A 26,590-nucleotide genomic window follows, 5' to 3' on the forward strand; every position below is an offset into this window, starting at 1 on the left:
ACCGCTAAGGGCTGATTGGCTGCGAGTGCTCGCTCCAATCTCGCTTGGCCTTGCTCATCTAACCTATCGGGATTACTTACCAATAACCAACGAGTATTCTTAAGGTATTGAGCGTCATTTTTGTTACTCATCGAATTTTGTAGTTCACGCCTGAACTCTGTCAGCTTTTCATTAAAACGCTTCACCACGTGGAAACGGTCAATGACCAACTTCGCCTTCGGAGCGTGCTGTTTTACCGAAGAGATGTATGCCTGTCCCATATCGGTGGCGACGGCTTCAATCGGCTTTTTACAACGCAGTTTCCGCTTCCAAAAACCGTCAAGGCTTTCGGCCTTCTTTCCTTTCTCTGTATAAATGACGGCACTTGTCTTCATATCAATCACAACCGTCATGAAGCCACTTTTTGAGCCACAGTAAATCTCATCAATTCCAATGTGAGTGACGTTTTTAAGACAAGGTTGAGAGTATCGCTTTTGCAGGTAATGCTTCTGAATCTCTTTCACTGTATCCCAACAGACACCACATAGCTTGGCAATAGCATTGATGGTGACGTTCAATGCTGACAGCGAGAGAACATACTGTTCAAAGCCCTTTGTGTAACGCACCTTGGGACGAGGAACAAAGTTAAGCGGCAAATACCCGAGTGTATTACAAGCTCGGCATTCAATCCGCTGGTTTACTATCTGGATGTAACAGGGGCTAGTGCCGATTGGCGTAGCGATGAAACGGCGAACCTTACCTCCTTTTTTTTATGACATCACGACTACGACATGATGGACATTTAATATGAGGATTGTGTGCTACGTGAAAGATGGTCGCGTCACCATCAAACTCTGTAGAGCAATAATGGAAAGGGCCGCGTATTCCAAAGCGATGGTAAAGAAGTGAAGTTGACATTAACTGGCTATTTTTGGCGATATGGTATCAGAAAAGTCATTCAGGTATCGATTTTCCGGATGAACCGGTATTTTTTTGCCTAAAATTTATCATTGGCGATAGAGCCTCACTAACGTGGCGGTCTGGAAATGAAGTGCAGTACCAAAATGATTGAGTGAAAAACAGAGCACGGCAACGTTGCTGCTTTGTATAAGTATCAAACAAAATGAGTAGAACATTTCGCCAAAAGATCATTTTAATATATCCTGTATTTTTTGATTTGTTAGCTATTACGTGGAATTTTATGTTGTTATAAATCCATATGCAGAATATGTAACTTATGCTTTCGGTGTGTGGTTATATAAATGTTCTTTTGAGAGTAGATCGCTGAACGGAGCAGATAAAGCAAATGATCAGGCTGAGATCTTTTATCGATCATAGCCTAATGTGTATGAGGTGGTTGGTGAGCCTAAAGGTATTGTGATAGAGATCAAAGCTGAACTCTCGATAATCCGAGACCATACGTGCCGTTTGATGAAGTGTCGGCCATCACATGCACGAACTATCTACGCAAACGAGCTATCTATTAAAACGAACGATATAAAACATCTACCAAAATCACACTATGTGAAAGATGTTATGTGAAAGACACAAAGAGAGATGGGATCAATATGCAGGAAAATCTTTGCCCTTGTTGCCAAAATCCACTGGCGTGGGATGGGCGTTACCATTGTGCTCAGTGCAAACATCACTTTAACAAAATTGGTTTTTGCCCTGAGTGTGATTCTGAGCTGGAGAAATTGCAGGCGTGTGGCGCAGCAAACTTTTTCTGTAATTCATGCAATGAGCTCAAATCAAAATCTAAGATTCGATTTGAGTTTAAAGCACAAGATTAAGTGATTAATTAACGGTAGAGAAAACTTCGCCATCCGCTACTCGCGTGATCAATTGATCGCCAGTTTTTAGATCACGAGCGCGGTGAATCACTTTGCCGGAGCTATCTCGCGTGATCGAATAGCCTCGTTTTAGTGTCGCTAATGGGCTTACTGCGTCAAGCTTCTCTGCGGCTAGCGTTAAACGGTGTGCTGTGCGCAGGAGCTTTTTCTCCATTACGTCCAGCAATCGTTGCTCGCTTTTGGCTAGTCGATGCTGCTGCTTCGCTAAGGTTTGTACGGGAGAATGCAACTGCAGTTGATGGTATTGCTGGCCAATGTGCTCGCGCTGAGTCGAAATATAGCGCTGTATCGCCCGCTGTAGGCGCATTTCTGTGTCATCAAGTTGCTGGCTTTGACGCTGCAAGCGATAAGTGGGGTGCTGTTTCTCTAGCGCGTGAACCAAAGCGCGTAAATGATGCGCTTGTTGACTGGTGTAATAGCGCATCGCACTTTGTAGTTTGTGTTGGTATGAGGCGAAAGCTTGTCGCTTATTACTGTTGTCTCGGCTGACTAATTCTGCAGCAGCGGAGGGGGTTGGGGCACGTACGTCAGCCACAAAATCAGCAATCGTCACATCGATTTCATGCCCGACGGCACTGATAATTGGGATCTGACTAGCGGCAATTGTGCGCGCTACGATCTCGTGGTTAAAACACCATAAGTCCTCTAAAGAACCGCCACCGCGACCCACAATCAATACGTCACACTCTTGCCTCGCATTTGCTCTACCAATTGCTTGAGCAATTTGAATGGCCGCTTGGTCGCCTTGAACCAGTGTAGGATAAATGATGACGGGCAAGCTTGGATCGCGCCGCTTGAGCACATCAAGAATATCAAACAGGGCTGCGCCAGTTTTTGAAGTAATAACTCCGACGCATTGAGGATTTTCCGGCAAGGGGCGCTTATTGGATTGTGCAAACAGCCCTTCCGCGGCCAACTGCATCTTCAGCTTTTCAAACTCTTGCTGGAGACGACCATCTCCTTCGGGTTGCATACTCTCGATAATGACTTGGTAGTCACCTCTGGGTTCATAAAGAGAAAGACGCGCTTTAACAAGTACCTGCTGGCCATTTTTAGGTTTGAAGGCCACAAAGCGATTATTGCCTTTGAACATCGCACATTTTACCTGCGCGCGAGAATCTTTGAGTGAGAGATACCAATGGCCAGAAACCGGAGCGGAGAAGTTCGATATTTCACCAACGAGCCACACAATGCCCATTTCATTTTCAAGTAACAGGCGTACTTCAGCATTGAGACGAGAGACAGTGTAGATGTTTTCGTTGGTCAAAGAAGGCAAGGCTAATCCCCTAGACGAGGGTATGGAAATTAGCGGCAATATAATACATATCAAGGGTTGGAATGCAAATTAAAAATGAAAAAATGAGTGGTCAAGCGATTACCTCGGGCGTATAATCCGACCGCAATATCAAATCCAAATCGATTTATCCTGTTCATTGTGTATTAGGGCAAATCTTGAGACAACTTGGATTTACCTTTTATTCACTCCTCTTAATTGTGAGATATTGCAAATGCTAAGAATTGCCAAAGAAGCGCTGACATTCGATGATGTTCTTCTCGTACCAGCACACTCCACCGTTCTCCCAAACACAGCCGATCTCCATACTCAGCTGACCAAAAATATCGCACTGAACATTCCGATGATCTCAGCTTCTATGGATACAGTGACAGAGGCTCGCCTTGCGATCGCTCTTGCCCAAGAGGGTGGTATTGGTTTTATCCACAAAAATATGCCCATTGAAGAGCAGGCTGAACAAGTCCGTCTTGTCAAAATTTTTGAAGCGGGTGTAGTCACAGCGCCAGTAACAGTTCGCCCTGACGCAACCATTCAAGATGTGATTGCTTTGACAGAGAAACATGGTTTTGCCGGTTTCCCTGTGGTGAGCGATCACAATGAGCTTGTCGGTATCATCACCGGCCGCGATATTCGCTTTGTTACTGATTTAACAAAAAAAGTTGAAGCAGTCATGACACCAAAAGATCGCTTAGCCACAGTTAAAGAGGGCGCATCTCGTCAGGATGTACAAGAGCGCATGCACAAAGCGCGTGTTGAAAAAGTCTTGGTAGTGAATGATGAATTCAAACTGACTGGTATGATCACCGCGAAAGATTTCCATAAAGCAGAACGTAAACCGAATGCTTGTAAAGATGAACAAGGGCGTTTACGTGTTGGTGCGGCTGTTGGTGCCGGTGCTGGCAATGAAGAGCGCGTAAAAGCATTAGTGGAAGCGGGAGTGGATGTTCTACTGATTGACTCTTCTCATGGCCATTCAGAAGGTGTACTTAACCGTATTCGTGAAACGCGCGCCGCTTATCCTGATCTCGATATTATCGGCGGCAATGTTGCAACGGGTGCCGGTGCGAAAGCTCTAATTGACGCGGGCGTAAGCGCGGTCAAAGTCGGTATTGGCCCGGGTTCAATCTGTACAACGCGTATTGTAACGGGTGTTGGTGTTCCTCAAATTACGGCGATTTCTGATGCAGCTGAAGTGGCTGATCAATACGGTATTCCTGTGATTGCTGATGGCGGTATTCGTTTTTCTGGCGATATTTGTAAAGCGATTGCTGCTGGTGCATCTTGCGTGATGGTCGGCTCCATGTTTGCTGGTACTGAAGAAGCTCCGGGTGAAGTTATTTTGTTCCAAGGTCGTTCATATAAAGCTTACCGCGGTATGGGTTCGCTGGGTGCAATGTCTCAAGGCTCTTCTGATCGTTATTTCCAATCTGACAATGCAGCTGACAAGCTTGTACCTGAAGGGATCGAAGGCCGTATCGCTTATCGAGGCCGTCTAAAAGAGATCGTTCATCAACAAATGGGTGGTTTACGCTCAAGCATGGGCTTAACTGGCTCGGCCACTATCGAAGATCTGCGCACTAAAGCCGAGTTTGTTCGTATCTCTGGTGCAGGTATGAAAGAGTCACACGTGCACGACGTTCAAATTACCAAAGAAGCGCCAAACTACCGCTTGGGTTAATGACGAACCACGAATAGCTTGAAGCTTATGGGGAGCGCGATGCACCCCATCCACTACATTAATGATTGAGATTGACCTTAAATGACTAAAGATATCCATGACCAACGTATTCTGATCTTAGATTTCGGCTCTCAGTACACACAACTGGTTGCCCGCCGTGTTCGCGAAATCGGTGTTTATTGTGAGCTGTGGAGCTGGGATGTTGAAGAAGCAGACATCCGTGAATTCAACCCAGATGGCATTATTCTTTCTGGTGGTCCTGAAAGTGTGACTGAAGCCAACTCTCCGCGTGCGCCACAATATGTGTTTGATTCTGGCGTACCTGTGTTTGGTGTTTGCTATGGCATGCAAACCATGGCTGAACAGTTGGGCGGAAAAGTGGCCAGTTCTGAGGAACGTGAATTTGGTTATGCAGCTGTACAGCTAATGGGTGAATCGGCCCTGTTTAGCGACCTTGAGCTAACGCAAGACGTTTGGATGAGCCACGGTGATAAAGTGGTGCAGATTCCAGCTGATTTTGTAAAAACAGCGCAAACGGAAACTTGTCCTTATGCGGCAATGGCGAACGAAGAGAAAAAATATTATGGCGTGCAGTTTCACCCAGAAGTGACGCACACCAAAAACGGTCTAAAAATGCTTGAGAATTTCGTTCTCAACGTTTGTGGTTGTGAGCGTCTATGGACGGCTGAGTCTATCATCGAAGATGCGGTTGCTCGTATTAAAGAGCAAGTCGGCGACGATGAAGTGATCCTTGGCCTATCGGGTGGTGTAGATTCGTCAGTTGTGGCGATGCTGGCTCACCGAGCGATTGGCGATAAATTAACCTGTGTGTTCGTTGATAACGGCCTATTGCGTCTGAATGAAGCTCAGCAAGTAATGGATATGTTTGGCAACAAATTTGGCTTAAACATCATTCATGTTAATGCAGAAGATCGTTTCCTCAACGCACTGCAAGGTGAGTCTGATCCGGAAGCGAAACGCAAAATTATTGGCCATGTGTTTGTTGATATCTTCGATGAAGAGTCAAAGAAATTGAAAAATGCAAAATGGCTCGCGCAAGGCACGATTTACCCAGATGTGATTGAATCGGCCGCCTCTAAAACAGGCAAAGCGCATGTGATTAAATCTCACCATAACGTTGGCGGTTTGCCTGATGATATGGAAATGGGATTGGTTGAACCACTGCGTGAGCTTTTCAAAGATGAAGTACGCAAGATTGGCCTAGAGCTTGGTCTGCCTTACAACATGCTTTACCGCCATCCGTTCCCTGGTCCTGGCCTTGGCGTACGCGTGTTGGGCGAAGTGAAGAAAGAGTACTGTGATTTGCTGCGCCGCGCCGATGCTATTTTCATTGAAGAGCTGCATGCCGCTGATCTGTATAACAAAGTGTCACAAGCTTTCACGGTTTTCTTACCTGTTCGTTCAGTAGGCGTTATGGGTGATGGACGTAAATACGATTGGGTTGTATCACTACGCGCTGTGGAAACCATTGACTTTATGACAGCACATTGGGCGCACCTGCCTTATGAGTTCTTGGGTAAGGTTTCTAACCGTATCATCAATGAAGTGAATGGTATTTCTCGTGTGGTTTACGATATTTCAGGTAAGCCACCAGCAACGATTGAGTGGGAATAATCCTCCAAAAAAGCGTACTCCTTCGGTGAGTGCCCTGTTATGATTGCTGCGAAATAGTCGGGGAGCCGATGCAGATTCTGCATCGGCTGAGATCGAAATTCGAGACCCGTCGAACCTGATTCAGTTAATACTGACGTAGGGAACTATGAGCACTTTGTCACCAGCCGAATAACAACGGCTAACCTTTGTAAATTCGATTACCGAACTTTTCAAATCACGGTCAAAGTCAGTTCCTGTATGTCTGTCATAGGAGCGACCATGGCACACCCAATACAGAAACATACTCAAGAAACGACGCGATTAAACATACCCGTTGTACTTACTATCGCAGGGTCTGATAGCGGTGGAGGGGCAGGCATTCAAGCCGACATCAAAGCGATATCGGCAACCGGCAGTTTCGCGTGTTCCGTTATTACCGCCATTACTTCACAAAATACTCAAGGCGTTTCCGCCATTTTCCCTATTCCACTTGATCATATCGAAAGCCAGTTAGATGCCGTCTTTAGCGACTTGAAGATCGTGGCCGTTAAAATTGGCATGCTAGCCGATGCCAGTATCATCAAGATCGTTGCCAACAAAATGCAGCAATACCAACCCAAGAGCCTTGTGATAGACCCCGTGATGGTGGCGACCAGTGGTGATTTATTACTTGAGCAATCGGCAATCAGTACATTAAAAGAAATGTTGATCCCTTTGGCTGACATCATTACCCCCAATTTATTTGAGGGAGCAGTACTTACTGGCAAGCCGGTTCCTCAATCTGGAGTCGAAATGAGCGGTATGGTGGCTGATTTACGAGCGTTGGGTGCAAAGGCGGTGCTGCTAAAAGGTGGGCATTTAGAACAAGATGAAAACAGCAACGATCTTTTGATCATGCAATCTTCGTCAGAATTACTCAGTGCGAAGCGTTTTCCAACCCAAAATACCCATGGGACGGGTTGCACGCTCTCTTCTGCGATCGCTTCTTATCTTGCTCAAGGAAATAACCTGCACAAATCCGTGTATTTGGCTAAGCAGTACATATCGCAAGCCATTGGCTATGCCGATGAACTGGATGTTGGCCAAGGTCGCGGCCCAGTTCATCACTTTTTTACTGGCCACGCTCATGTGCGCTAAGCCATTGCCGGTGCGATGATGCTTGAGAAATTTGAGGCATTGGTTGTTCACTTAACCTGATGAAAAATAGATTGAACTCTAAAAGCCTCAAGCTTTTTTGAGGCTTTTTCATATTTATCGACTTGCCTTCAAAGGGCGATGTCGCCGTACGATAATTGGTTTACATCATGATGAAACCACTCGCATTTTGACATTTAATTAATAAGTTTCACTGTCAACAATGGCTCGGCTATCCATACTATTTTCACCGTACCCACTAAGCAAAAAATAAGGGATTGATATGTTGAAAACAAAGCATTTAGCCGTGCTGATTAGCAGTGTCTTAGCCGCAAACAGTTACGCGTTAAATATCTTACCTGACCCTGAAAATTCCGCGGGTTATATTGTCTCTAAAGTAGAGCTACAAGCGGCAGAAAAAGCCAAAACAGCGGATCCTATGTATGCCATCTGGTCGAAAGCACTAGAAACGCGTTCGAATGCGATTGTTGAAGCAATAGTACCGGGTTTAAGTTCTAACCCTGAAAACGTCAAGCGTGTTGAACGAGTTTTTCCACAGTACGAGTGGGATTTCTTAACTCAAATGGCGGCTCCCGAATACACCTACACACGCTTCTTACGGGCAATTGGCAAATTCCCCGCGTTTTGTGGCGAATATACGGATGGCCGAGATTCTGACGCAATTTGTAAAAAATCCATCGTGACGGCTTTTGCTCATTTCTCACAAGAAACGGGTGGTCACATTGCGAAAGACAACGTATCTGATAATCCGAATAGGCTTGAAGAATGGCAGCAAGCATTGGTTCATGTGCGTGAAATGGGTTGGTCTGAAGGGCAAAGTGGCTACACAACCGGTTGTGGCCAAAATGATTGGCAAAATGCTCGTTGGCCGTGCGCCGCTGGGCAAGGTTATTTTGGTCGAGGTGCGAAGCAGCTCTCTTACCATTTCAACTATGGCGCTTTTTCTGAAGTGATGTTTGATGGTGATGCCAAAGTACTACTCAATAACCCCGGGTTGGTAGCGGATTCTTGGTTGAATTTAGCTTCAGCGATTTGGTTTTTCTTAACACCTCAAGCACCGAAACCGGCAATGTTGCACGTAATTGACCGTACATGGACACCTTCGCAACGTGAAAGCGATGCCGGTATTGGCTATGGTTTTGGCACCACAATTAACGTTATCAATGGTGGCATTGAGTGCGGTGAGCAGAACAAAGATAAAGGTCAACCGGTTAATCGCATTCGCTACTGGGAAGGGTTAGCGGATCATTATCAAATACCGATTGAGTCTGATGAAAAGAATACCTGTTGGCAGCAAACGCCTTACGGTAGCTTAAATTTGAACGGTGCGATGGACGTGCTGTACACCAACTGGGATGGTAATTGGAAATATTACTCTGATCGCCCAGGTGGCTACTCGTTTGAATGTGAACTGGTTGGTTTCCAAACTGCGTATTCAGCCCTTGTTGCTGGTGATTACGAAAAATGTGTGACTAACTTTTATGGTTCACATTCTAGCTGGCCCCAAGTGCGTGTTGTGGATGCGATTGATCCCGGTACGCCACCAGAGCCGCCAGTGGATGGCATCGTCGGCTGGGAAGCGACAAAGGTATATAACACGGGCGATAAGGTGAGCTATAAAGGCGCTACTTATGAAGCTAAGTGGTGGTCACAAGGTAATGAACCCACTCAAGGTGATCCTTGGAAGCTTATTACAGGTGGCTCAACAGCGCCCACAACACCTGACCCTGTTGAGCCACCACCAGTGGTCAATGAGCCAGAACCGCCCGTCACGCCAGAGCCTACGCCACCAAGCAGTGATTTTTCAAGCTGGGTTGCAGGGGTTACTGTTGCAAAAAATGGCGATAAAATTACGCATAATGGAAAGTGTTTTATGGCTAAAAATAACCCCGGAGTATGGGAATCACCCACGCAAAGTAACTGGTTTTGGGATGAAATAAACTGTCAATAGAGAGTAACATTTAGCAAAAGGAGAGCAGCACGATCGAATTCGGTTGCTCTGCTCTCTTTTTGAACAATCAAGTGGTTAAATTTACAATCTTAGTTTTCGTTAACGTTCTTTCCATTTTGTGTGCTACTCCACTAAAATCCGCGCGTAATTTTTATCAACATTTTTTAAGGTACTCGCGAATGTCTACTAAATTGGCCAATCCAGCGCCGCTAGGCCTAATGGGTTTTGGCATGACGACTATCCTGCTTAATATCCATAACGCAGGCTTTTTCCCTATCGACTCTATGATTTTGGCGATGGGTATTTTCTACGGTGGTTTAAGTCAAGTCATCGTGGGTATCATGTGTTTTAAACGTGGTGACACTTTTGGTACCACAGCGTTTACCTCTTACGGCCTATTTTGGCTCACATTGGTTGGCCTGATTGTCATGCCATACATGGGACTACCAGCAAGCCCTGCTCACTTTATGGGTTGGTACTTAGCGTTGTGGGGCATTTTCACTGGTTTCATGTTTATCGGTTCATTGTGCTACCCACGTGCTAAACAAGTGGTATTCGGCTCACTGACCATTCTATTTGCTTTACTAGCTGCGCGTGATTTCACTGGTAGCGAACTTATCGGCACGATTGCTGGCTTTGAAGGCATCTTCTGTGGCGCAAGTGCGATTTATTTTGCAATGGCTCAAGTTCTGAATAATGAATATGGCCGTGTTATTTTACCGATTGGTGAAAAGAAAGCGCAAAACGCTGTTGTCGAAAAGTTGACGACACAAGAAATCGCAGCCTAATACTGGTTGATGAAAAAGAAAAAGGGTTAGCGTTTGCTAACCCTTTTTACGTTTACCTTGATTGCTTTTTGCTGATGAGCTTAGCTAATCCGTTAGGATGATGGTTGTTCAACACCCACGGAGCTTTCTTCTACAGTTGGTTCTTGTCCCGTTTTGCGTTTATATTTTCCTTCCCAATATGTCGCATTCTTAATGCCGAGTTTTACTGGGTTGAAAAGATACTCATCGACACCTTGTTTTTGTTGTTCTTCATAATCTTTGAGTGCTGCAATAGCTGGTTTAGCCATAAAGAAGATGATCAAAATCCCGACTATGTTTAGCCACGCCATCAAACCCACGCCCACATCACCCATTGCCCAAGCAAGGTTCGCGGTTCTCACTGTGCCGTAGAATACCGTTGCGATGATCACTACTTTAAGAAGGAACATCAGGCCATCGACTTTAAAGGTGCGGCGAATGTAAGCAATATTCGTTTCAGCAATATAGTAGTATGCCAAAATCGTGGTAAAGGCGAAGAAGAACAGAGCAAACGCAACAAAAGGTTTACCCACGCCCGGTAGTGCGCTCTCAATCGCCATTTGGGTAAATACTGGGCCATTGGCACTAATATCCGCCGCGATGTTCTGTACTAAAAATGCACCTTCTGCGCCGCCGTGTACGTTATAAGCACCAGTGATCAGAATCATGAACGCGGTTGCGGAACAGACCAGCAAAGTATCAATGTAGATAGAAAATGCTTGCACTAAACCTTGCTGCGCTGGGTGATCAACACTCGCGGCAGCCGCAGCGTGCGGTCCAGTACCTTGGCCTGCTTCGTTTGAGTAAACACCTCGTTTTACCCCCCAACCAATCGCAGCACCAATACCTGCCATTGGTGTGAACGCATCACCAATGATCATGGAAAAAATACGTGGTACTTCACTGATGTTAAGCAGGATGATAACAAACGCAGTAATGACATAGGCCAAAGCCATAAATGGCACCACGACCTGTGTGAAGTTAGCGATACGCTTAACACCACCAAAGATGATGAAAGCTAAAATAATTGACACTACGGTACCAGTAAAAATCTTAGCAAAAGTGAAGCTACCGATAGTGGTTTCAATGATTGGGCCAGCCCCAAAAGCCGCTTCTACGGCATTACCAATGCTGTTGGATTGCACGCCAGGTAAAAGCACACCACAGGCAAAGATGGTGGAAATGGCGAAGATCCATGCATACCATTTTTGTCCCATCGCTTTTTCGATGTAATAAGCGGGGCCACCACGGAATTCACCTTCATCTTCTTCTTTATAAATTTGTGCCAGAGTTGACTCAGTATAAGCAGTCGCGGCACCAAAAAAGGCCACTACCCACATCCAGAAAATAGCACCAGGGCCACCAAAACCAATTGCTGCGGCTACGCCTGCAATATTACCCGTACCGACGCGTCCCGAAAGTGAAACGGCCAAAGCTTGGAAAGAGGATATCCCTTTGGTTGAGCTTTTTCCGGAAAGAAGAAGTCGCCACATTTCAAAAAAGTGACGGACCTGAACGAATCGGGTCACAATTGAGTAGAATAAACCCGCACCAAGGCATAAATAGATTAGCGCCGGGCTCCAGATTATTCCATTCAGAAAATCAACAAATGACTGCATATGCATTTCCCTGTTTTAGTAGTTTTGGTGAGTGTTGTGTTTGCTTTGTGGGCAACATATTAATCTTTTTGTAACTTAGATGTTAATTTATTTGTCTGTGAATAATCGTTAGCGTGATGAGGAACACAAAATGCTAACGAAATGTTAAATAATAGGTGGGTTAATTAGAATTGGCTAAAATTTCAGCGCATATGGGTTGGTCACCCGAAAGGTTGGAAATTAAATCCTCTCGGGTGAATCATTATGCATAATAACTTTCCACTAAGGTTTAGCTAATAATAAGCATTTTCTATTGTGGCTAGTTGATGAGGTAGCGAGAGAGATTCAACTCATGAATTGGTAAAGCACAAGTTTGCTCACTGACAATGTCGGCAAGAAGCTGTCCAGATCCGCAAGCCATCGTCCACCCTAAGGTTCCATGTCCGGTATTGGTGTAGAGGTTTTCAAATGGAGTGGAGCCTATAATCGGGGTTCCGTCAGGCGTCATTGGTCTAAAGCCTGTCCAGAATTCAGCTTGTGCTAAATCACCGCCTTGAGGAAAGAGATCGGTCACGACTTTTGCAATGGTTGCTTTGCGCGCATCAGGCAAGGCAGGATCAAACCCGGCTAACTCTGCCGTGCCCGCGACACGAATTCGATCCTCAAAACGAGTGATGGCCACTTTATATGTTTCGTCCATTACCGTTGAACGCGGGGACAATTCGGCGTCGACAATCGGCAGCGTTAGTGAGTACCCTTTCACTGGATAAACAGGAATGGAGATACCCAATGTCGCCAGTAAAGCGGTAGAGTAACTGCCGAGTGCGACGACATATTTGTCTGCTTTCAGTTCACCTTTATCGGTTTGGACAGCGATGATCTTTTTGCCTTCAGTGGTTAATGTTTTTATTTGTGTATCAAACAGAAATTGCACCCCACGGCTTTTCGCGAGCTCTGTTAATTGTTGGCAAAACAGATAGCAGTCCCCGGTTTCATCGTCGGGGAGGTACAAACCACCTCGCAATTTATCGCGTACAAGAGCAAGACCCGGCTCTTGCTTAATGCACCCATCGACATCAAGAAGCTGATAACGAATCCCACTTTGCTCGAGTAGTTTGATGTCCTTTTGTATCGCTTGTAGCTGTTTTTCGCTGCGAAACACTTGCAACGTTCCAAGCCGACGGCCTTGATATTGCAGGTTATGTTGCTGATTCAGGTCAGCCAAACAAACGCGGCTGTAATTGGCAATCGCCAGCATTCGGGCTTTATTGATGTTGTAACGATCCTGTTGGCAGTTCAATAACATTTTACCCATCCATGCCAACAGCTGTGGGTCGATAGACGGTTTTATTTTCAACGGTGCATGCTCTTCAAACAGCCACTTTAATGCTTTTTGTGGGATGCCGGGTGCAGCCCAAGGGGAAGAGTAGCCATAAGATATTTGCCCTGCGTTAGCAAAACTGGTCTCTTTTGCACCTTGTGATTGGCGATCCACCACCGTTACTCGGTGGCCCGCTTGTGATAAATACCATGCGCTGGTTAGCCCGATGACGCCGCTACCTAAGACGATCACGTCCATGTTGTCTCCTTAAATCACCCTAGTGTGTTCTCTGAGCACATTCAGAGTCGGTGTAAATGTTCACATAATGGCAACATCAAACCTCAAATTGAGTGGAAACACAATCACTAGCCCCTATACTTATTTTTATGTGGTGATGACAGAAGGGGGGGAAATGAAGTCAGAGACAGGTCGCCATCAGCGCTGATTGTGTCTATGTTTCAATACTGCATAAATCATAACGATAAAAGTGATAGCGGCCATTGCCCAGATCCAATAGCGGTAAGCAGAATAAAAGTGGCTGATTTGATGAAGATGTTCAAACGCAAAATGGGTGAGTAAACCAAAAACCGCGACCCAAACCGTGGTGGCAAGCACGTTACCCAGTAAAAATACTCTGATGGGCATTTTCGCTACTCCGCAGGCTAATGGCATGAATTGTTTTATCCCCTCAACAAAGCGGCTGATGATTAAGCAAATCGGGCCGTATTTTTGAATAGCGCTTTGCAGTTTTTGAAATTTAGCCCCTGAAATATAGCCCTTTTTATCCAACCAACCTTCAAAATAATAGCCGAGCAGATAGCCGCAACTGTTACCAATAAAGCAGCTTAGCCACGATATAATCATAACCAGCGAGAAATTCATTACGCCATTGGATGACAAAATGGACGCGGCAATCATGAGCGATTGGCCGGGCATCGGAATGCCAATCCCTTCGAAAAAGATGCTGATGATCAGTGCTAGGTAGCCGTACTGTTCCAATAACGGCTGCATTGAGAGGAGCAGTTGATTGATAGGTTGCAAAGCGGGTATCCACCATCGAAAGTTTGAGGTTATTTAATACGCTGGTTCTTCGTTTGAATCAACGTCATCGTGTGATAATGCCCATTTCTTGGCTCTTAAAATAGAATACGTTGTGGTTAGTACCTTCAAATTAGCTGAAAATCATCAGCAAATTTGTTGTGGTTTCTATGCTCTTTTGGCGTAGTACACTGCTTAAAAATCAAGAGGAGTTATTTTATGTTTCATGCCCATGTTTATTTTGATCTCGTAGAGCAAGCGAAAGCACAACGCGTACAACAAAAAATTGCCCAACAACGACATGATGTACAAGCCATGTTTGGCTTAGTACCAAGGCTTGTTGGCCCGCACTTAAAGCCGATGTTTGAAGTACACCTTGCTGACAATAGCCACGGATTTATTGAGTGGCTAGATGAACATCGGGAAGGTCTTAGCGTGTTGATCCATCCGGTTTCTGGAGACGATAGGTATGACCATTCTCAGGGACAAGTTCTGTGGTTAGGAGAGACTTTAGGGGTGAACTTAGTCGTATTGCGTTAGAGGATGCCTATCAAATTAATAGCCACAGTGAATTAGTGTTTAATGCTCATCTTGTCTAGTCTGTACAGAACGCAGCAGAAACAATAATCGTGGCAAGGTTTTGAAGAAAAAGGTTTTTCGAACAAGTCGTGACAGCAGGCTCATCACCTCTCGTTGTTATTGTATATACATGATGTTGTTCTAAGTTTTGTTGCATTTGAATTTAATACAGTGAATGTTCAGCCAATATCGACCGTGCTGAGTGTTTTTAGAATAAATCAAGCACACTTAAATAGCCGCAGTAATGCGAAGCAAGGAGAACGCAATGGAGAATAAAGGTATGAATTCGGGCGGTAAATGCCCTGTCATGCACGGCGGAGTAACTTCTGCTGAACTATCGAACATGGATTGGTGGCCAAAAGCACTGAATCTTGACATTCTTCACCAGCACGACGTGAAAACCAACCCAATGGGTGCGGATTTTAATTACCGTGATGCGCTAAAAGCATTGGATGTAGATGCCTTGAAAAAAGATCTCAAAGCATTGATGACCAATAGCCAAGAGTGGTGGCCTGCCGACTGGGGGCATTACGGTGGTTTGATGATCCGCATGGCATGGCATTCTGCAGGTACTTATCGAATTGCAGATGGTCGCGGTGGCGCGGGCACTGGCAACCAGCGTTTTGCTCCGCTTAACTCGTGGCCCGATAACGCCAACTTAGATAAAGCTCGTCGCTTATTGTGGCCAATCAAACAAAAATACGGCAACAAAATCAGTTGGGCAGATCTGATGATCTTGGCGGGTAATATGGCTTATGAATCCATGGGGCTTAAAACCTTTGGTTTCGCTTTTGGTCGTGAAGATATTTGGCACCCAGAAAAAGACACTTATTGGGGCTCAGAAAAAGAGTGGCTAGCGCCAAGTGGCGGAGAAAATAGCCGCTATTCCGGTCAGCGCGATCTAGAAAACCCGCTTGCTGCGGTGATGATGGGCCTGATTTATGTAAACCCTGAAGGCGTTGACGGTAATCCAGACCCGCTGAAAACCGCACATGACATGCGCGTCACTTTTGAGCGCATGGCAATGAATGATGAAGAAACCGTGGCGCTGACAGCGGGTGGGCATACGGTGGGTAAAGCGCATGGTAATGGTAGCGCTGCGAACTTAGGGCCAGATCCTGAAGGGGCGGACTTGCACGAACAAGGCTTGGGTTGGAATAACCACGCCAGCCGCGGCATTGGCCGTAATACCGTCACCAGTGGTATTGAAGGTGCATGGACTACGCACCCAACCCAGTGGGATAACGGCTTCTTCCACCTGTTATTTACCTATGAATGGCAACTAACGAAGAGCCCTGCTGGCGCGTGGCAGTGGGAGCCAATCAACATCAAAGAGGAAGATAAACCGGTTGATGTGGAAGACCCAAGCATTCGCTATAACCCCATGATGACCGATGCCGATATGGCGCTGAAGATGGATCCTGAATATCGCAAGATCTCAGAGCGTTTCTACAAAGACCCAGCGTATTTCTCTGAAGTGTTTGCGCGAGCTTGGTTTAAGCTTACTCACCGTGATATGGGGCCTAAAGCGCGTTACTTTGGCCCTGATGTTCCGGCAGAAGATCTCATTTGGCAAGATCCCATCCCCGCAGGTCGTAAAGATTATGATGTGGATGCAGTAAAAGCAAAAATAGCGGCCAGCGGCTTAAGCATCAGTGAGATGGTCAGCACCGCATGGGATAGTGCTCGTACTTTCCGTGGTTCCGATAAACGTGGTGGCGCTAACGGTGCGCGCATTCGCTTAGCTCCTCAAAAAGATTGGCAAGGTAATGAGCCAGAAAGGCTCAGCAAAGTGTTGGCTGTTCTGGATAAAATTGCTGCTGATGCGGGTATTAGCATCGCCGATACCATTGTTTTGGCGGGTAACGTCGGTGTTGAACAAGCGGCCAAAGCGGCAGGCGTTAATATTACTGTGCCTTTTACTACCGGACGTGGTGATGCAACGCTTGAACAAACGGATGTGGAATCGTTTGATGTGCTTGAGCCACTGGCGGATGGTTTCCGTAACTGGCAAAAGAAACATTACGTGGTTAACCCAGAAGAGATGCTGCTAGATAAAGCGCAACTATTGCGCCTGACCGCCCCAGAAATGACCGTATTGATTGGTGGATTGCGAGTGCTCGGTACAAACTATGGCGGCAGTCAACATGGTGTATTGACAGACCGTGTTGGGGCGTTGACTAACGATTTCTTCGTTAACCTCACCGACATGAATTACACTTGGAAGCCAACAGGCCGTAACTCTTACGATATGGTTGAGCGTAAGAGCGGTAAAACAAAATGGACAGCGACTCGTGTTGATTTGGTGTTTGGCTCAAACTCCATTTTGCGCTCATACGCTGAAATTTACGCGCAGGACGATAACAAAGAGAAGTTCGTCAAAGACTTTGTCGCTGCTTGGACCAAGGTCATGAACGCCGATCGCTTCGACGTGTTGTAAACCCTCTTCACTCAGTAATCTTGATATTAAGGCCCTCTTAGCGAGGGCCTTGTGGTGTCTCGGTTTTCTCTCTAAACGGCTTGTTTATAAAAGAGACTAGTCCCCAAAAAACGAGTGTTTCTAAAAACAGACGGAACCTAAAAACAGATGATATCTAAAAAATAGAGGGCATCTAGGAAGCATCACACAGCGATATATTTTATTGTAATTCCAAGTGAGCCAGTGTTTTGAAGTGCTTGAAGGTTTCGCATTGCGACAGACTTTTGCCTAATTTTTTATTAATCAGCACTTGGAAAAGATCATACAGCCCCATCGCCTCTTCATAGTCACATTTACTTAAGGCGAGGAAAAAGATCAGATAGGCTTTTTCACCATTGCCCCATTCAATTCCACGCGGTGCAGCGACGGTGTAAACCATCGAACGTTTAGCAAAGAGTTCAATTGAGTGAGGTAGAGCAATGTATTCGCCCATCATGGTTGAAACCAAACTCTCTCGCTCTTGCAGTGAAGCTCGGTATCCTTCTTCTACCAACTCCGTTGATTCAAGATGTGAGCAAACCTGCTCAAAGAGGTGTGATTGCTCAATGACGTCATCAAGGTAGAGAAATTGAGCCTTGGAAAAATACTTATCCAAAAGATAAGAGTGCGTGCGATCAACCAACACTTGTTTGCCCAGTTCTTCCAATTGATGTTGGGTAGGGAAGGGGTCAACCACAAAGCTCTGAATCTCTCTATTGGCTAAGGGCATGGTGGTAATAATGAGGTCCGCTTGCGTGGCATCAGCGGTGATCAACTGTTCAGGGGAATAAACCGTTTTCATATCCAATTGCGGATACTGGCGGCGGATGATCGCTTCTAGCCCAAGTGTTGCGGCATTACCGGCGTCGCAATACAGGAGCGCTTTGGGTGTACGGTGACCTAAATGGTAATTACGTTCAAGTCCCACACCAATGTGAATCACAAGATAGCCTATTTCGTGCTGTGTCATGCAGTAACCCGTCTCTCTGATCCAGTCTGCGATGGCCGATAAGGTAATACTGTAAGCGAGTGGGTAGTGCTGTTTGATATGCTCGGCCAATGGGTTAATTGTGGCGACATGATGTTTGACTCGAATGATCATATGGCAGACGTGGTTGTGAAGATCGCGGCGTAATAGCGCATCGTCACGTACATCGTAAGGGTAATTTTGATAGATATAATCAAAGATGTGAGTGACTAGAGCATCGGCTTCATGCTGTACACCCTGGCTAAGGAGTGCTTGATTCGTCGCAATTCTCGCTTGAATGTGAATCGCCAAGGCGGCAATTTCATGGTTATTGGCGGGTAACAGCATCGGTAGCGCAGAAAATAACGCTTTGGCAATTGGTAGCGTCGTTTCATGAACATCGTTTTTAGAAAATTCGGTAAGCTCTTTGCCACACGCGAGCCTGTGCAGTGTGACGGCGGCATAAAGGGTTAACCAACGCAGCCCAATATCATTGATATAGAGTGTATGGTTGGTCAACACTTCACGAAAGCGCGCTGCAAAAATTTGCTGAGATTTTTCAGGGAAAATCGTACTAATAAAGCCCAGAGCTTGTTTTGTCTCTTTTTGTTCGATGTAGATAAGTTGGGTTAAACGGGAGCGAATCGCCATTTCTGGGCCTTGGATCAGCATGCCCAAACGAGGTTTACTTTCAATCGATAAACCAAACGTGGCCAGTTGGCTGCGTACATCAACCATATCATTTTGAATAACAGTGCGGCTTAGATTCCATGTCTCGGCCAATTCGTCAATTTTTACGCCTTGTTCTGCCGTTAATAGCAGTACTTGAATCTGGATTATACGCTCTTTACTGGTCCTTGGAATCGTTTCTGCATTTTGCACCCTCGACAAAAAATGCTCGAAAGTTGATGGGTTGTAAATATTGAGTTGGTAACCGGAACCGCGCTGGTGGAGAAGATGTGCGCCATGATTGACCATCACATTATTGAGCAGCGCGACATCGGTGCGTATGGTGCGTGTCGAAACATTAAGCCGTTGCGCAAGTTCGTCCTGAGTCAAAGGCGAGGCGGATACAGCATCCAACAAATGAATTAGGCGAGGGTGCGGTAGCTTGTACATCATCGATTCCCATTCCAGCATGAACAGCGCTATCTAAAAGGTAAAATGCACTAAAGGCAATAGATAGCCAACGCTTTGTTATGCCGGAGCACATGCTCCGGCGTCGGTGTTATGAATGTGCCAGTTGTTTTTGAGTCATGGCCAGCAGGGTTTTCACATTCTCGGGGCGAGTCTGTCCGGTCTGTTCATCGATGATTGAGCTATAAATGTGTGGAATGACTTTTTCGACTCCAGCATCGAGAGCGATGCGTAAAATCTCTTCAAAGTTGTTTAGATCAATACCACCCGTTGGCTCTAACCAAAAGTGGTGACGAGCACAGGCGTTGGCAACTTCTTGGTACTCAGCTTTGCATTTTAGCCCCTGCATTGGGAAGAATTTGACTGAGCTGCAGCCCATATCTTGCAACATGGCAATCGCTGTATCTACGGGAACTATTGCTTCTTCCATACCTGAACTTTTTGGGCCAGTTGAGATTTTAACCAAGCCAACAGTACCTGATGGTGAAATCAAACCATTCACGATAGTGTGATGTTGACCTAGCGCTTGACGCGTAGCCCCCACACCAGTAAAGACTTGATTGACATGCTGAGGTTGTAGTATTCCGGCTAAAGCCGTCACCATATCCGATTGTTTGGGATCCCCTGCGCCAAGGCCAATCGATAAAGCATTCTCGATTTTTTCAGCGCACGCTTTCATATCAGCCGCAGCGCTTGCGGTATCTGGGTAATCTTTCGAGAGCATACCAACCAATACATGGCCTTGTGCGGCTTGGTAGACTTCAATCGCATTATGATGAGAGCCCGCCAGCACATTGAGACATACACGGTCAGCGTAAAAATTAGGGCTTAAAGACATTCTAATGACTCCTGATTCAGTTGGTTCATGGCGCTAAGAATAAGTTCAAGTTGATGAGATGAAACACTGCGGACATCAAATTCCACTGAACCTTCATTGGATTTGTAAGCGCGGCAGTAAATCGCTGGGTTACCATTTTGAAGGCGTGTGACGGCTTCATTAGCGCTGATACCAAATTGTTTGGCATCAAAACTCACTTCTGCACGTGCGATATCTCGGCCTGCACTGTCCCAAACCACGCGCGCGCTTATCCCTTCAATACGGTTTAACCCCTCGATAAATGGCGTCATTTTATCCACCATTTGTTGGCCGGTTTCTTGTTGGCGGCTTAAGTACAACTCAATGGCATGCGTTAGGCCTAAAATGCCTTCTTTACCGACTTTCATGGCACGGCCAATCCCTGCAGATTGCTGCTTAACCCATTCAACATATTGATGTTTCCCAATCACTAAACCGCTGGTTGGGCCTTCAATCGCTTTCGCACCACTGTAGATCACCAGATCAGCCCCTTGCTGATAATAGAGTTGTAGATCCTCTTCTGCTGCTGCATCAACAATCAACGGAAGCTGGTGGTCTTGAGCCACTTTGGCCGCTTGTGCCACGGTTAACATGCTTTTTTGCACGCAATGGTGCGATTTAATGTAGAGAATGGCGGCGGTATTGGGGGTGATTGCCGCGGCTAATTGTTCTGCGCTGCATTCATTAGCCCAACCGGCCTCAATCAGGTTACCGCCGCCAAGATTTACCATGCTGCCAACCGGGGCACCATAATTGACGTTATGCCCTTTGGGGATCACAATATCCGTTGCGATCGGGTGCGTTTTTGCATGCAGATGTTCAAGCAGATAAGGGTTACCACGCACAATGACTGCCGCGACACTCTGTGCAATTCCCGCTGAAGCGCATGAGACCACGACTGCATTTTCAACTTGCAGCAAACGAGCAATATATTGGCCAGTTTTGTTCACCAAATCGCTCATTTCAAAGTAGTTGTTCATCCCAAAACAGACAGTCTGCTCCACTTCGGGTTGCGGAGTAGAAACACCAAGAGCTGTCATACGGCCAGATGCGTTGATCACTTGTTTCAAGTGATATTTTTCAAGAATGGAAGACATAATGCTGTTGTCCTTGTTCAGTCAATACAAGCTTGCCGTCAATAATGGCAGCAAGAGGCGTAAATCTCTGTTGTCCAGTTCGATGCTGGTGATGAGTATCGGTGTAGTTAACCGACGCTTTATTGATGGTGTAGAGCGTTAAATCGGCATCATAGCCTGCAATTAAGTGCCCCTTTTTCGCTAGGAGAAGTGCTTGCGCTGCTTGACTCGTCACGCGCTCAATGATCTGCTCATGGGATAATCCGAGTGTAAAAAACATCGACATCAGGTGAGCAAGACCGTAAACCGGGCCATTGAGCCGGTTTTTACAGTAAATGTCAGAACTGATTGTATCGGGCAAAATCCCTTGTGCGATGGCCTGCTCAGCCACCTCAAAACTGAAACTGGCACTGCCGTGGCCGATATCAAGTTTCAGGCCTCGAGCTCTGGCCTGCTGAACGCTGCTTTTTATCTCCCCATGACAATCAAGAATGCGGTTAGGCTTGCCATTAAAGCAGTGAGTGAGAATATCGCCTTTGCCCAGCAGAGCGACAATCTCATCCAAATCTGGCGGCGCATTACCGACGTGCACCATCAATGGAACGCAGCCGCATTGCTGCTGTAATGCTTTGGCTGCATGAAGTGGCATTAAGCCATTGTGGCCGACAACACTACCGCTCATGCGTGCTTTTAAGCCAACAATAAATTCGGGATGACGAAGCAGCGCTTGCTTTGCGCTATCCAGATCAATGTCGTTGGCATCGGCCAGTTCATTTTGGCGCAACAAGCCAATTTTCGAGATATTCAGTAGAGCTCGCACATGGGTTGTGCATTGCGCTGCAAGCTGTGCAAAATCATCCACATCGTTTGCGCCTGTGCTGCCCGCATCAATGACAGTCGTCACGCCACCGGACACCCCAACGTTATCGGGGTGGTCGTTATAAATCGGCGAGTTCGGATAACAGTGAGTGTGGCCGTCAATCCAACCAGCACTCACAAAAACGTCATGATCTAAATCGACGGTCTGTTTTGCCAATGAACCAGCAAGATCGCCCACCGCCGCTATTTTGTTGCCCTGAAGGGCTATATCGATACTAGACCCACCCGCTTGTTGGGCATTTTTGATCAGGATGTCATACATAATTTGCATCTCACGCTCTTCGCTCATCGGCGCGAAGAGCGATTATCAGTAGAATTTAAACCCCAGCTTGTTTTACAGTGCGATAGGAAAAAGCGCTCCTAACGCCATCGCTCCGAGAATGGCACCACCCGTAATCGGTTTACCCCACACATAGAAAATCAATGCGCCACCTAGAGAGCCGATCCCAATCGGGATAGAAGCGGCCATCGCAGATAAAATGATCAATGGCCCAAGAAAACGGCCGGAGCTATTGCCTGCTCCCATCATCACATCAGCCCCGTAGGTTGAATCGCTTTGGTTGATGGTGAATTTACGTGCCAGTACAATTAAGCCACCAATCGCCAAACCAGCGAGCATGCCTGTGATTAACGAAGCGGTGAAATTTTCAAGAGGATAAACAATGCCAGCACCCAGTAGTAAAGCTGGAATCCCTAAACCCACACCGGTTTGCACTGCGCCACCGATATCCAAAATGCCCACGAGCGAACCTTCAATGATGCGAGCAAACAGAAAGCTTGCACCAAAAGCGGCCACCGCACCGTACGCGCCTGTATCCATCCCTGCTCGCAGCATGGAAACAAACGCCACTTCGTTAAAAGCACCGACACCGTATAAGTAGTACATGTGCGTTCCGGCAAAAACCCCGGCTGAAAGCAATCCCACAAAAATCGGGAAAGACCAGTCGGCATACCAAAAGTTGTTTTTCATTTTTTCGTCCATGGTCAACTCCTTATTTACCACTGATCATGAGATGGATATTTTCAAGCCACAAAGGAACTTGCATATGAAAAGCTTCGATAAATTTCATGTCGAACCCGCGGAAGAAAGCACTTAACGCAAACAGTGCAATAATTGCCGCCATCATGATCTGGGTTACTTTGTTCCAACCACTCTCTTCAACACCTTTACCAATCAAAATACCCAGCACCAAACCAGGAACGGCGTTGCCCATAATCATCTGAGCTAAACCACCAAAGATAGTGGCCCAAAAGCCCGATTTTTTACCCGCTTCAATTGCCGCTAGCCAGAAAATAACCGGCATGACGGTATTCACCAGTAAGTTTGCCGCAGGTACTAATACCTTTACCGCCGTGACTTGCAGCGCCGCAGGAACGGCCGCCGCCGTTGAGTTAAGAAACGCAACCACAATCGCACCGATAATGGCGCAAGCAATGCCCATTCGTTTTGGATCATGCAAGGTAGTGGCAAGGTCGCGGTTTTTTATCATCAGCGCCGCCGCGCCCCAGTTCGGGATGATGCGGTGGTCAACATCTTGAGTGAATGCCCCTGCCGCAACCGTTGAGGCCCAAGCATTAAAGAAGAATCCAAGCCCAAAAGAGAAGTGAGAGGCAGGGTCGCCTTCACACGAGTTCAACTCTCCCAGAGTACGAAATGCACCCATACCTTGGATAGTTGGAGCATGGAACATCCTTGCCGCGCCTACTCCAACGCCGATACCGACTAAGCCACCAATGATGATGGACTTAAAGAGAATGATAAGAAACATGTCAGGGATCCTTATAGTGACCTGTTAACGTTTGAAATCGACCTGTTCCACATCGATGTGGGTCAGGCTGACCGTAACCTCTAGCTTGACGCTGTATTGGCGTCGATCTCTTGCAAGAAAGAAGAAAAGGAATTTCTCTCGCGTTACTTTCTCTTCTGCTTGCAAAACGTTGACGTCTAACGGCTCAATCCGGAGGAGGACTTTTGCGTTATTCTTAAGTAACGTGGGTTGTACTTGGCTTAAAGCCGCGGCAAAAGCCTGCTGCTTTGTTTCGCCCTTGCCACTCACGGTTACTTTAGTGGTTAACTGCTCTTTCATGCTTTGATGCCATGCTTAGCCACAAACGCTTTCACCAGTTTTTCGCCCAGCTCTTCTTTATCCATAAAGCCGAAACCCAAAACCACACAGCCTTCATTGATCGCGGTTATCCCTTCCTCAACAGAGCGCATTCCATAACGGCATTGATAGCCATATTTTGTTTGCGCTGTGATAGCACCTGCGCCGCCGCTGCCGCAAAAAGAGATCCCTAAATCGGCTTGCTGCTGTTGCATGACATCACCTAACTTCATGTCTGCGGCCATGCCGGGAATAACGGTCACTTCAGCGCCTGCCGCTTGAGCACCAGCTCCTACTTTCTGACCTTTGCCCATGCGATCACCAATAACGACTTTGATTACTGACATGTTGTTTCTCCTGCTGTTGGGTTTAATTCGTTTTCTTTAGCTACTTCAAAATGGACCGAAAGCAGATGCGCTTCTTCATAAGCGAGGTTCTCCATCCAACGACACACTTGCTCGGCCAAGGTGAAACAAATAGGAGAGATTTCATCAAACATCTCCATATCGAGTTCAGGTAACGATTCACCGCTAAATGAGCGCCAAACCATCGCTTTGATGTGTGTTTCGAGCATTTTTTTCTGTAGCGAATCGGGGTAGATAGCGTGTGAATTAAGCAAGGCAATGGCTCGTTCGGTGAGCGACAAGCCAAGCTCTATAATCTGTGCATCATCCATGCTAATGGGTTGAGAGTTTTGCACCGTGGGATTCTCCAAATGTTTAGCTTGGAGAAGAAAATAGCGTAAAAGGGAGCAAGGGTGGATAAGCCCTATTTCCACTTCCAAATGGAAATAAACCGTGGCCAGTGACATTCGCGCGGTTTTATGTGATGTGTGAAGAAGATTTATGGGAGTAAATGCGCTGAAAAGGTGATTTGAATCGCTATTTCAAGCGCAAATTTATCGTCTCTTTATTTGCTGCCTGTCACAAAACAGCGGGTGGTTATTTGGGTTTTATGTTTATTTTCCCAATCGGGCGTCAGGAAGCACGCAATATTAACGGAGGATGGCTTTGAGCCGAGCAAAAGTACGCATGCTGTCGGTTGCGAGCATGGGAGCGTAGTCAGCGTTTTGTGCCTCAAGCTGATAATGGTTTGGTCCTATTTTACGTACTACGCGTAGCAAGTAGTGGTTATCACCCGTTTCATCTTGAGTTTCAATCGCCATGACCAGATTAGAAATTGAACCTGCGCTCTTTGGTGTGATCCATTCAAGTAGTAGTAAATCACCATCTTGAATCGGGTTTTTACCTCCATTCATTGAATTACCTGAAGCGGGGGCAATGAAATGTCTTGTTGGGTCAAGCTTACCGTAATCATCGGCGACTAAATATTGATCTTGAGTATCATGAGTACCTTGCTTGAAATGACCGCAAGCAATTTTTAGATCGGGGTAGAGGGGCAAATAGGTACCTTTTTCGCTTGCTTGGCTTGGTAACGGAAGGATCTTGGCCGAAGTTTGGATTGGCTTTGAGTTTGAATGTGCTTCTTGCTTACTGACTCGCTGTATGTATTCGGCAAAACGCAAATCGACAAGTTCTTGAATAAGATCATGAAGCTGTGGCAAATCGGCATTGTCTACAGCAAAAGTGGGTAAAAAGCGGTGATTATCCACCTTAAACCATGCATGGCCAGAAGAGTCTGGGCTTGTAAACGCTTTGACTGGGTTTCGATTCCAGTAATTTAGCCATTCAGATCCTGTTGCGCTAAATTGCTTGGCTTGTTCGGTGAGATCTCGTCGTATCAAATCAGGTCTACGTGATAACACTTTATGACTTTGAATCGCTAGCTCATTCAATGTTGGGGGCTTTCGCAAACCATTAAGCTCTAATAGTGCTTCAAGTAAAACGGCTTTAAAGCATTTGCTCATCGCTGTTATTTCGACTGCTTTGAGCAAAAACTCGTCATATTTCGTCAGTCGTTGAGTCAGTGCTAAGTCATTTTCTTGGTCTGCCACGAACCTAAACCAACTTTTCATCAAGCGGCGTACTTTACTGAGATCATAGCCATGGTGGAAAAATTCGGCGGCACTTGGTCGGTGTGCGAGTTGATGCTTGAGATCTTGGTAATCTTCAGCCGCAGTTGAACGTATCTGTTTTGCTAAGGTTTGCCAAAATTGCAGCAGTTGTGGATCAAAGTTGACATAGCAACCGGCCGCTAACGAAGTGGTTTGGTTGGTCGCTTTGACTATTTCTTTCAGTGAACCCACATTGAGTAGGGTTGAGGGCCGATTTAAAAATGAAGAGTGA

Annotated in this window: 23 protein-coding genes and 1 riboswitch; of the genes, 8 read left to right on the top strand and 15 right to left on the bottom strand. The window is 46.2% G+C overall.

What is annotated here, in order from left to right:
- Positions 1–722: ISL3 family transposase (locus B9J87_RS08965; protein WP_176429506.1), on the bottom strand; the 722-nt coding region annotated here is incomplete at its 3' end.
- Positions 723–1,547: 825 nt separating this feature from the next.
- Here B9J87_RS08965 and B9J87_RS08970 point away from each other — a divergent pair.
- Positions 1,548–1,772, top strand: a complete 225-nt coding sequence (locus B9J87_RS08970; RefSeq protein ID WP_441351332.1) for a zinc ribbon domain-containing protein — start codon at positions 1,548–1,550, stop codon at positions 1,770–1,772.
- A gap of 4 nt (positions 1,773–1,776) precedes the next feature.
- Here the strand turns inward: B9J87_RS08970 and xseA are convergent, their stop codons facing one another.
- Complete coding sequence (xseA, locus tag B9J87_RS08975) at positions 1,777–3,108, bottom strand: exodeoxyribonuclease VII large subunit (RefSeq protein ID WP_094150318.1); 1,332 nt, start codon at positions 3,106–3,108, stop codon at positions 1,777–1,779.
- Between the two features lie 232 nt (positions 3,109–3,340).
- On the opposite strand from xseA, the gene guaB reads away from it, so the two are divergent.
- The 5 genes from guaB to B9J87_RS09000 all read left to right on the top strand — a co-directional run bounded on the left by guaB (position 3,341) and on the right by B9J87_RS09000 (position 10,312).
- Positions 3,341–4,804, top strand: coding sequence for an IMP dehydrogenase (gene guaB, locus B9J87_RS08980; RefSeq protein ID WP_026028100.1), 1,464 nt, complete (start codon positions 3,341–3,343; stop codon positions 4,802–4,804).
- 81 nt (positions 4,805–4,885) lie between these two features.
- On the top strand, positions 4,886–6,439 hold the full coding sequence (gene guaA / locus B9J87_RS08985) for a glutamine-hydrolyzing GMP synthase (protein ID WP_017044245.1): 1,554 nt from the start codon (positions 4,886–4,888) through the stop codon (positions 6,437–6,439).
- Positions 6,440–6,487: 48 nt separating this feature from the next.
- A riboswitch (TPP riboswitch) is annotated at positions 6,488–6,598 on the top strand.
- Between the two features lie 99 nt (positions 6,599–6,697).
- Complete coding sequence (thiD, locus tag B9J87_RS08990) at positions 6,698–7,555, top strand: bifunctional hydroxymethylpyrimidine kinase/phosphomethylpyrimidine kinase (protein WP_094150320.1); 858 nt, start codon at positions 6,698–6,700, stop codon at positions 7,553–7,555.
- 280 nt (positions 7,556–7,835) lie between these two features.
- Positions 7,836–9,524, top strand: a complete 1,689-nt coding sequence (locus tag B9J87_RS08995) for a chitinase (protein ID WP_094150322.1) — start codon at positions 7,836–7,838, stop codon at positions 9,522–9,524.
- A 179-nt stretch (positions 9,525–9,703) separates the two neighbouring features.
- Entirely contained in the window at positions 9,704–10,312 is a 609-nt protein-coding gene (locus B9J87_RS09000; protein ID WP_010320388.1) for an acetate uptake transporter, read from the top strand.
- Positions 10,313–10,404: 92 nt separating this feature from the next.
- Here B9J87_RS09000 and B9J87_RS09005 read toward each other — a convergent pair whose 3' ends face one another.
- The 3 genes from B9J87_RS09005 to B9J87_RS09015 form a co-directional block, all read right to left on the bottom strand.
- Entirely contained in the window at positions 10,405–11,949 is a 1,545-nt protein-coding gene (locus tag B9J87_RS09005; RefSeq protein WP_094150324.1) for an alanine/glycine:cation symporter family protein, read from the bottom strand.
- A gap of 298 nt (positions 11,950–12,247) precedes the next feature.
- Positions 12,248–13,507 carry a D-amino acid dehydrogenase gene (locus B9J87_RS09010; protein WP_017046262.1) on the bottom strand — a complete coding sequence of 420 codons (1,260 nt, stop codon included), beginning with the start codon at positions 13,505–13,507 and terminating at the stop codon, positions 12,248–12,250.
- Positions 13,508–13,684: 177 nt separating this feature from the next.
- Entirely contained in the window at positions 13,685–14,290 is a 606-nt protein-coding gene (locus B9J87_RS09015; protein WP_094150326.1) for a DedA family protein, read from the bottom strand.
- A gap of 216 nt (positions 14,291–14,506) precedes the next feature.
- Here B9J87_RS09015 and B9J87_RS09020 point away from each other — a divergent pair, with 216 nt between their 5' ends.
- Both B9J87_RS09020 and katG read left to right on the top strand, forming a co-directional pair.
- Positions 14,507–14,827, top strand: a complete 321-nt coding sequence (locus B9J87_RS09020; RefSeq protein WP_094150328.1) for a DOPA 4,5-dioxygenase family protein — start codon at positions 14,507–14,509, stop codon at positions 14,825–14,827.
- Between the two features lie 304 nt (positions 14,828–15,131).
- Entirely contained in the window at positions 15,132–17,306 is a 2,175-nt protein-coding gene (gene katG / locus B9J87_RS09025; protein WP_094150331.1) for a catalase/peroxidase HPI, read from the top strand.
- A gap of 199 nt (positions 17,307–17,505) precedes the next feature.
- Here katG and B9J87_RS09030 read toward each other — a convergent pair whose 3' ends face one another.
- The 10 genes from B9J87_RS09030 to B9J87_RS09075 all read right to left on the bottom strand — a co-directional run.
- Positions 17,506–19,431, bottom strand: a complete 1,926-nt coding sequence (locus tag B9J87_RS09030; protein ID WP_234782740.1) for a BglG family transcription antiterminator — start codon at positions 19,429–19,431, stop codon at positions 17,506–17,508.
- Positions 19,432–19,519: 88 nt separating this feature from the next.
- On the bottom strand, positions 19,520–20,266 hold the full coding sequence (gene dagF / locus B9J87_RS09035; RefSeq protein ID WP_094150334.1) for a 2-dehydro-3-deoxy-phosphogluconate aldolase: 747 nt from the start codon (positions 20,264–20,266) through the stop codon (positions 19,520–19,522).
- Positions 20,257–21,381: a DgaE family pyridoxal phosphate-dependent ammonia lyase gene (locus B9J87_RS09040; protein WP_017049433.1), complete on the bottom strand. Its 1,125-nt coding sequence runs from the start codon at positions 21,379–21,381 to the stop codon at positions 20,257–20,259. Before B9J87_RS09040 ends, dagF begins: the two co-directional genes overlap by 10 nt.
- A complete protein-coding gene (locus B9J87_RS09045) occupies positions 21,365–22,528 on the bottom strand; it encodes an amidohydrolase/deacetylase family metallohydrolase (protein ID WP_094150336.1) in 1,164 nt (387 codons plus the stop codon). Before B9J87_RS09045 ends, B9J87_RS09040 begins: the two co-directional genes overlap by 17 nt.
- Before the next feature lie 45 nt (positions 22,529–22,573).
- Positions 22,574–23,221, bottom strand: a complete 648-nt coding sequence (locus B9J87_RS09050; protein WP_064624573.1) for a DUF4310 family protein — start codon at positions 23,219–23,221, stop codon at positions 22,574–22,576.
- Positions 23,222–23,231: 10 nt separating this feature from the next.
- Positions 23,232–24,008, bottom strand: a complete 777-nt coding sequence (locus tag B9J87_RS09055; RefSeq protein WP_017045612.1) for a DUF4311 domain-containing protein — start codon at positions 24,006–24,008, stop codon at positions 23,232–23,234.
- A 24-nt stretch (positions 24,009–24,032) separates the two neighbouring features.
- The gene (locus tag B9J87_RS09060) at positions 24,033–24,326 is read right to left on the bottom strand and encodes a DUF4312 family protein (protein WP_017047947.1); all 294 of its coding nucleotides are present in this window, start codon (positions 24,324–24,326) and stop codon (positions 24,033–24,035) included.
- Entirely contained in the window at positions 24,323–24,691 is a 369-nt protein-coding gene (locus tag B9J87_RS09065; protein WP_094147042.1) for an SFCGS family glycine-rich protein, read from the bottom strand. The genes B9J87_RS09060 and B9J87_RS09065 overlap by 4 nt, the downstream gene beginning before the upstream one ends.
- Positions 24,682–25,044 carry a transcriptional regulator gene (locus B9J87_RS09070; RefSeq protein WP_228209387.1) on the bottom strand — a complete coding sequence of 121 codons (363 nt, stop codon included), beginning with the start codon at positions 25,042–25,044 and terminating at the stop codon, positions 24,682–24,684. The genes B9J87_RS09065 and B9J87_RS09070 overlap by 10 nt, the downstream gene beginning before the upstream one ends.
- A 294-nt stretch (positions 25,045–25,338) precedes the next feature.
- Positions 25,339–26,590: S24/S26 family peptidase (locus B9J87_RS09075; protein WP_176429505.1), on the bottom strand; the 1,252-nt coding region annotated here is incomplete at its 5' end.

Source organism: Vibrio sp. V19_P1S1T109 (genome assembly GCF_002241375.1).
Lineage (GTDB): Bacteria > Pseudomonadota > Gammaproteobacteria > Enterobacterales > Vibrionaceae > Vibrio > Vibrio anguillarum.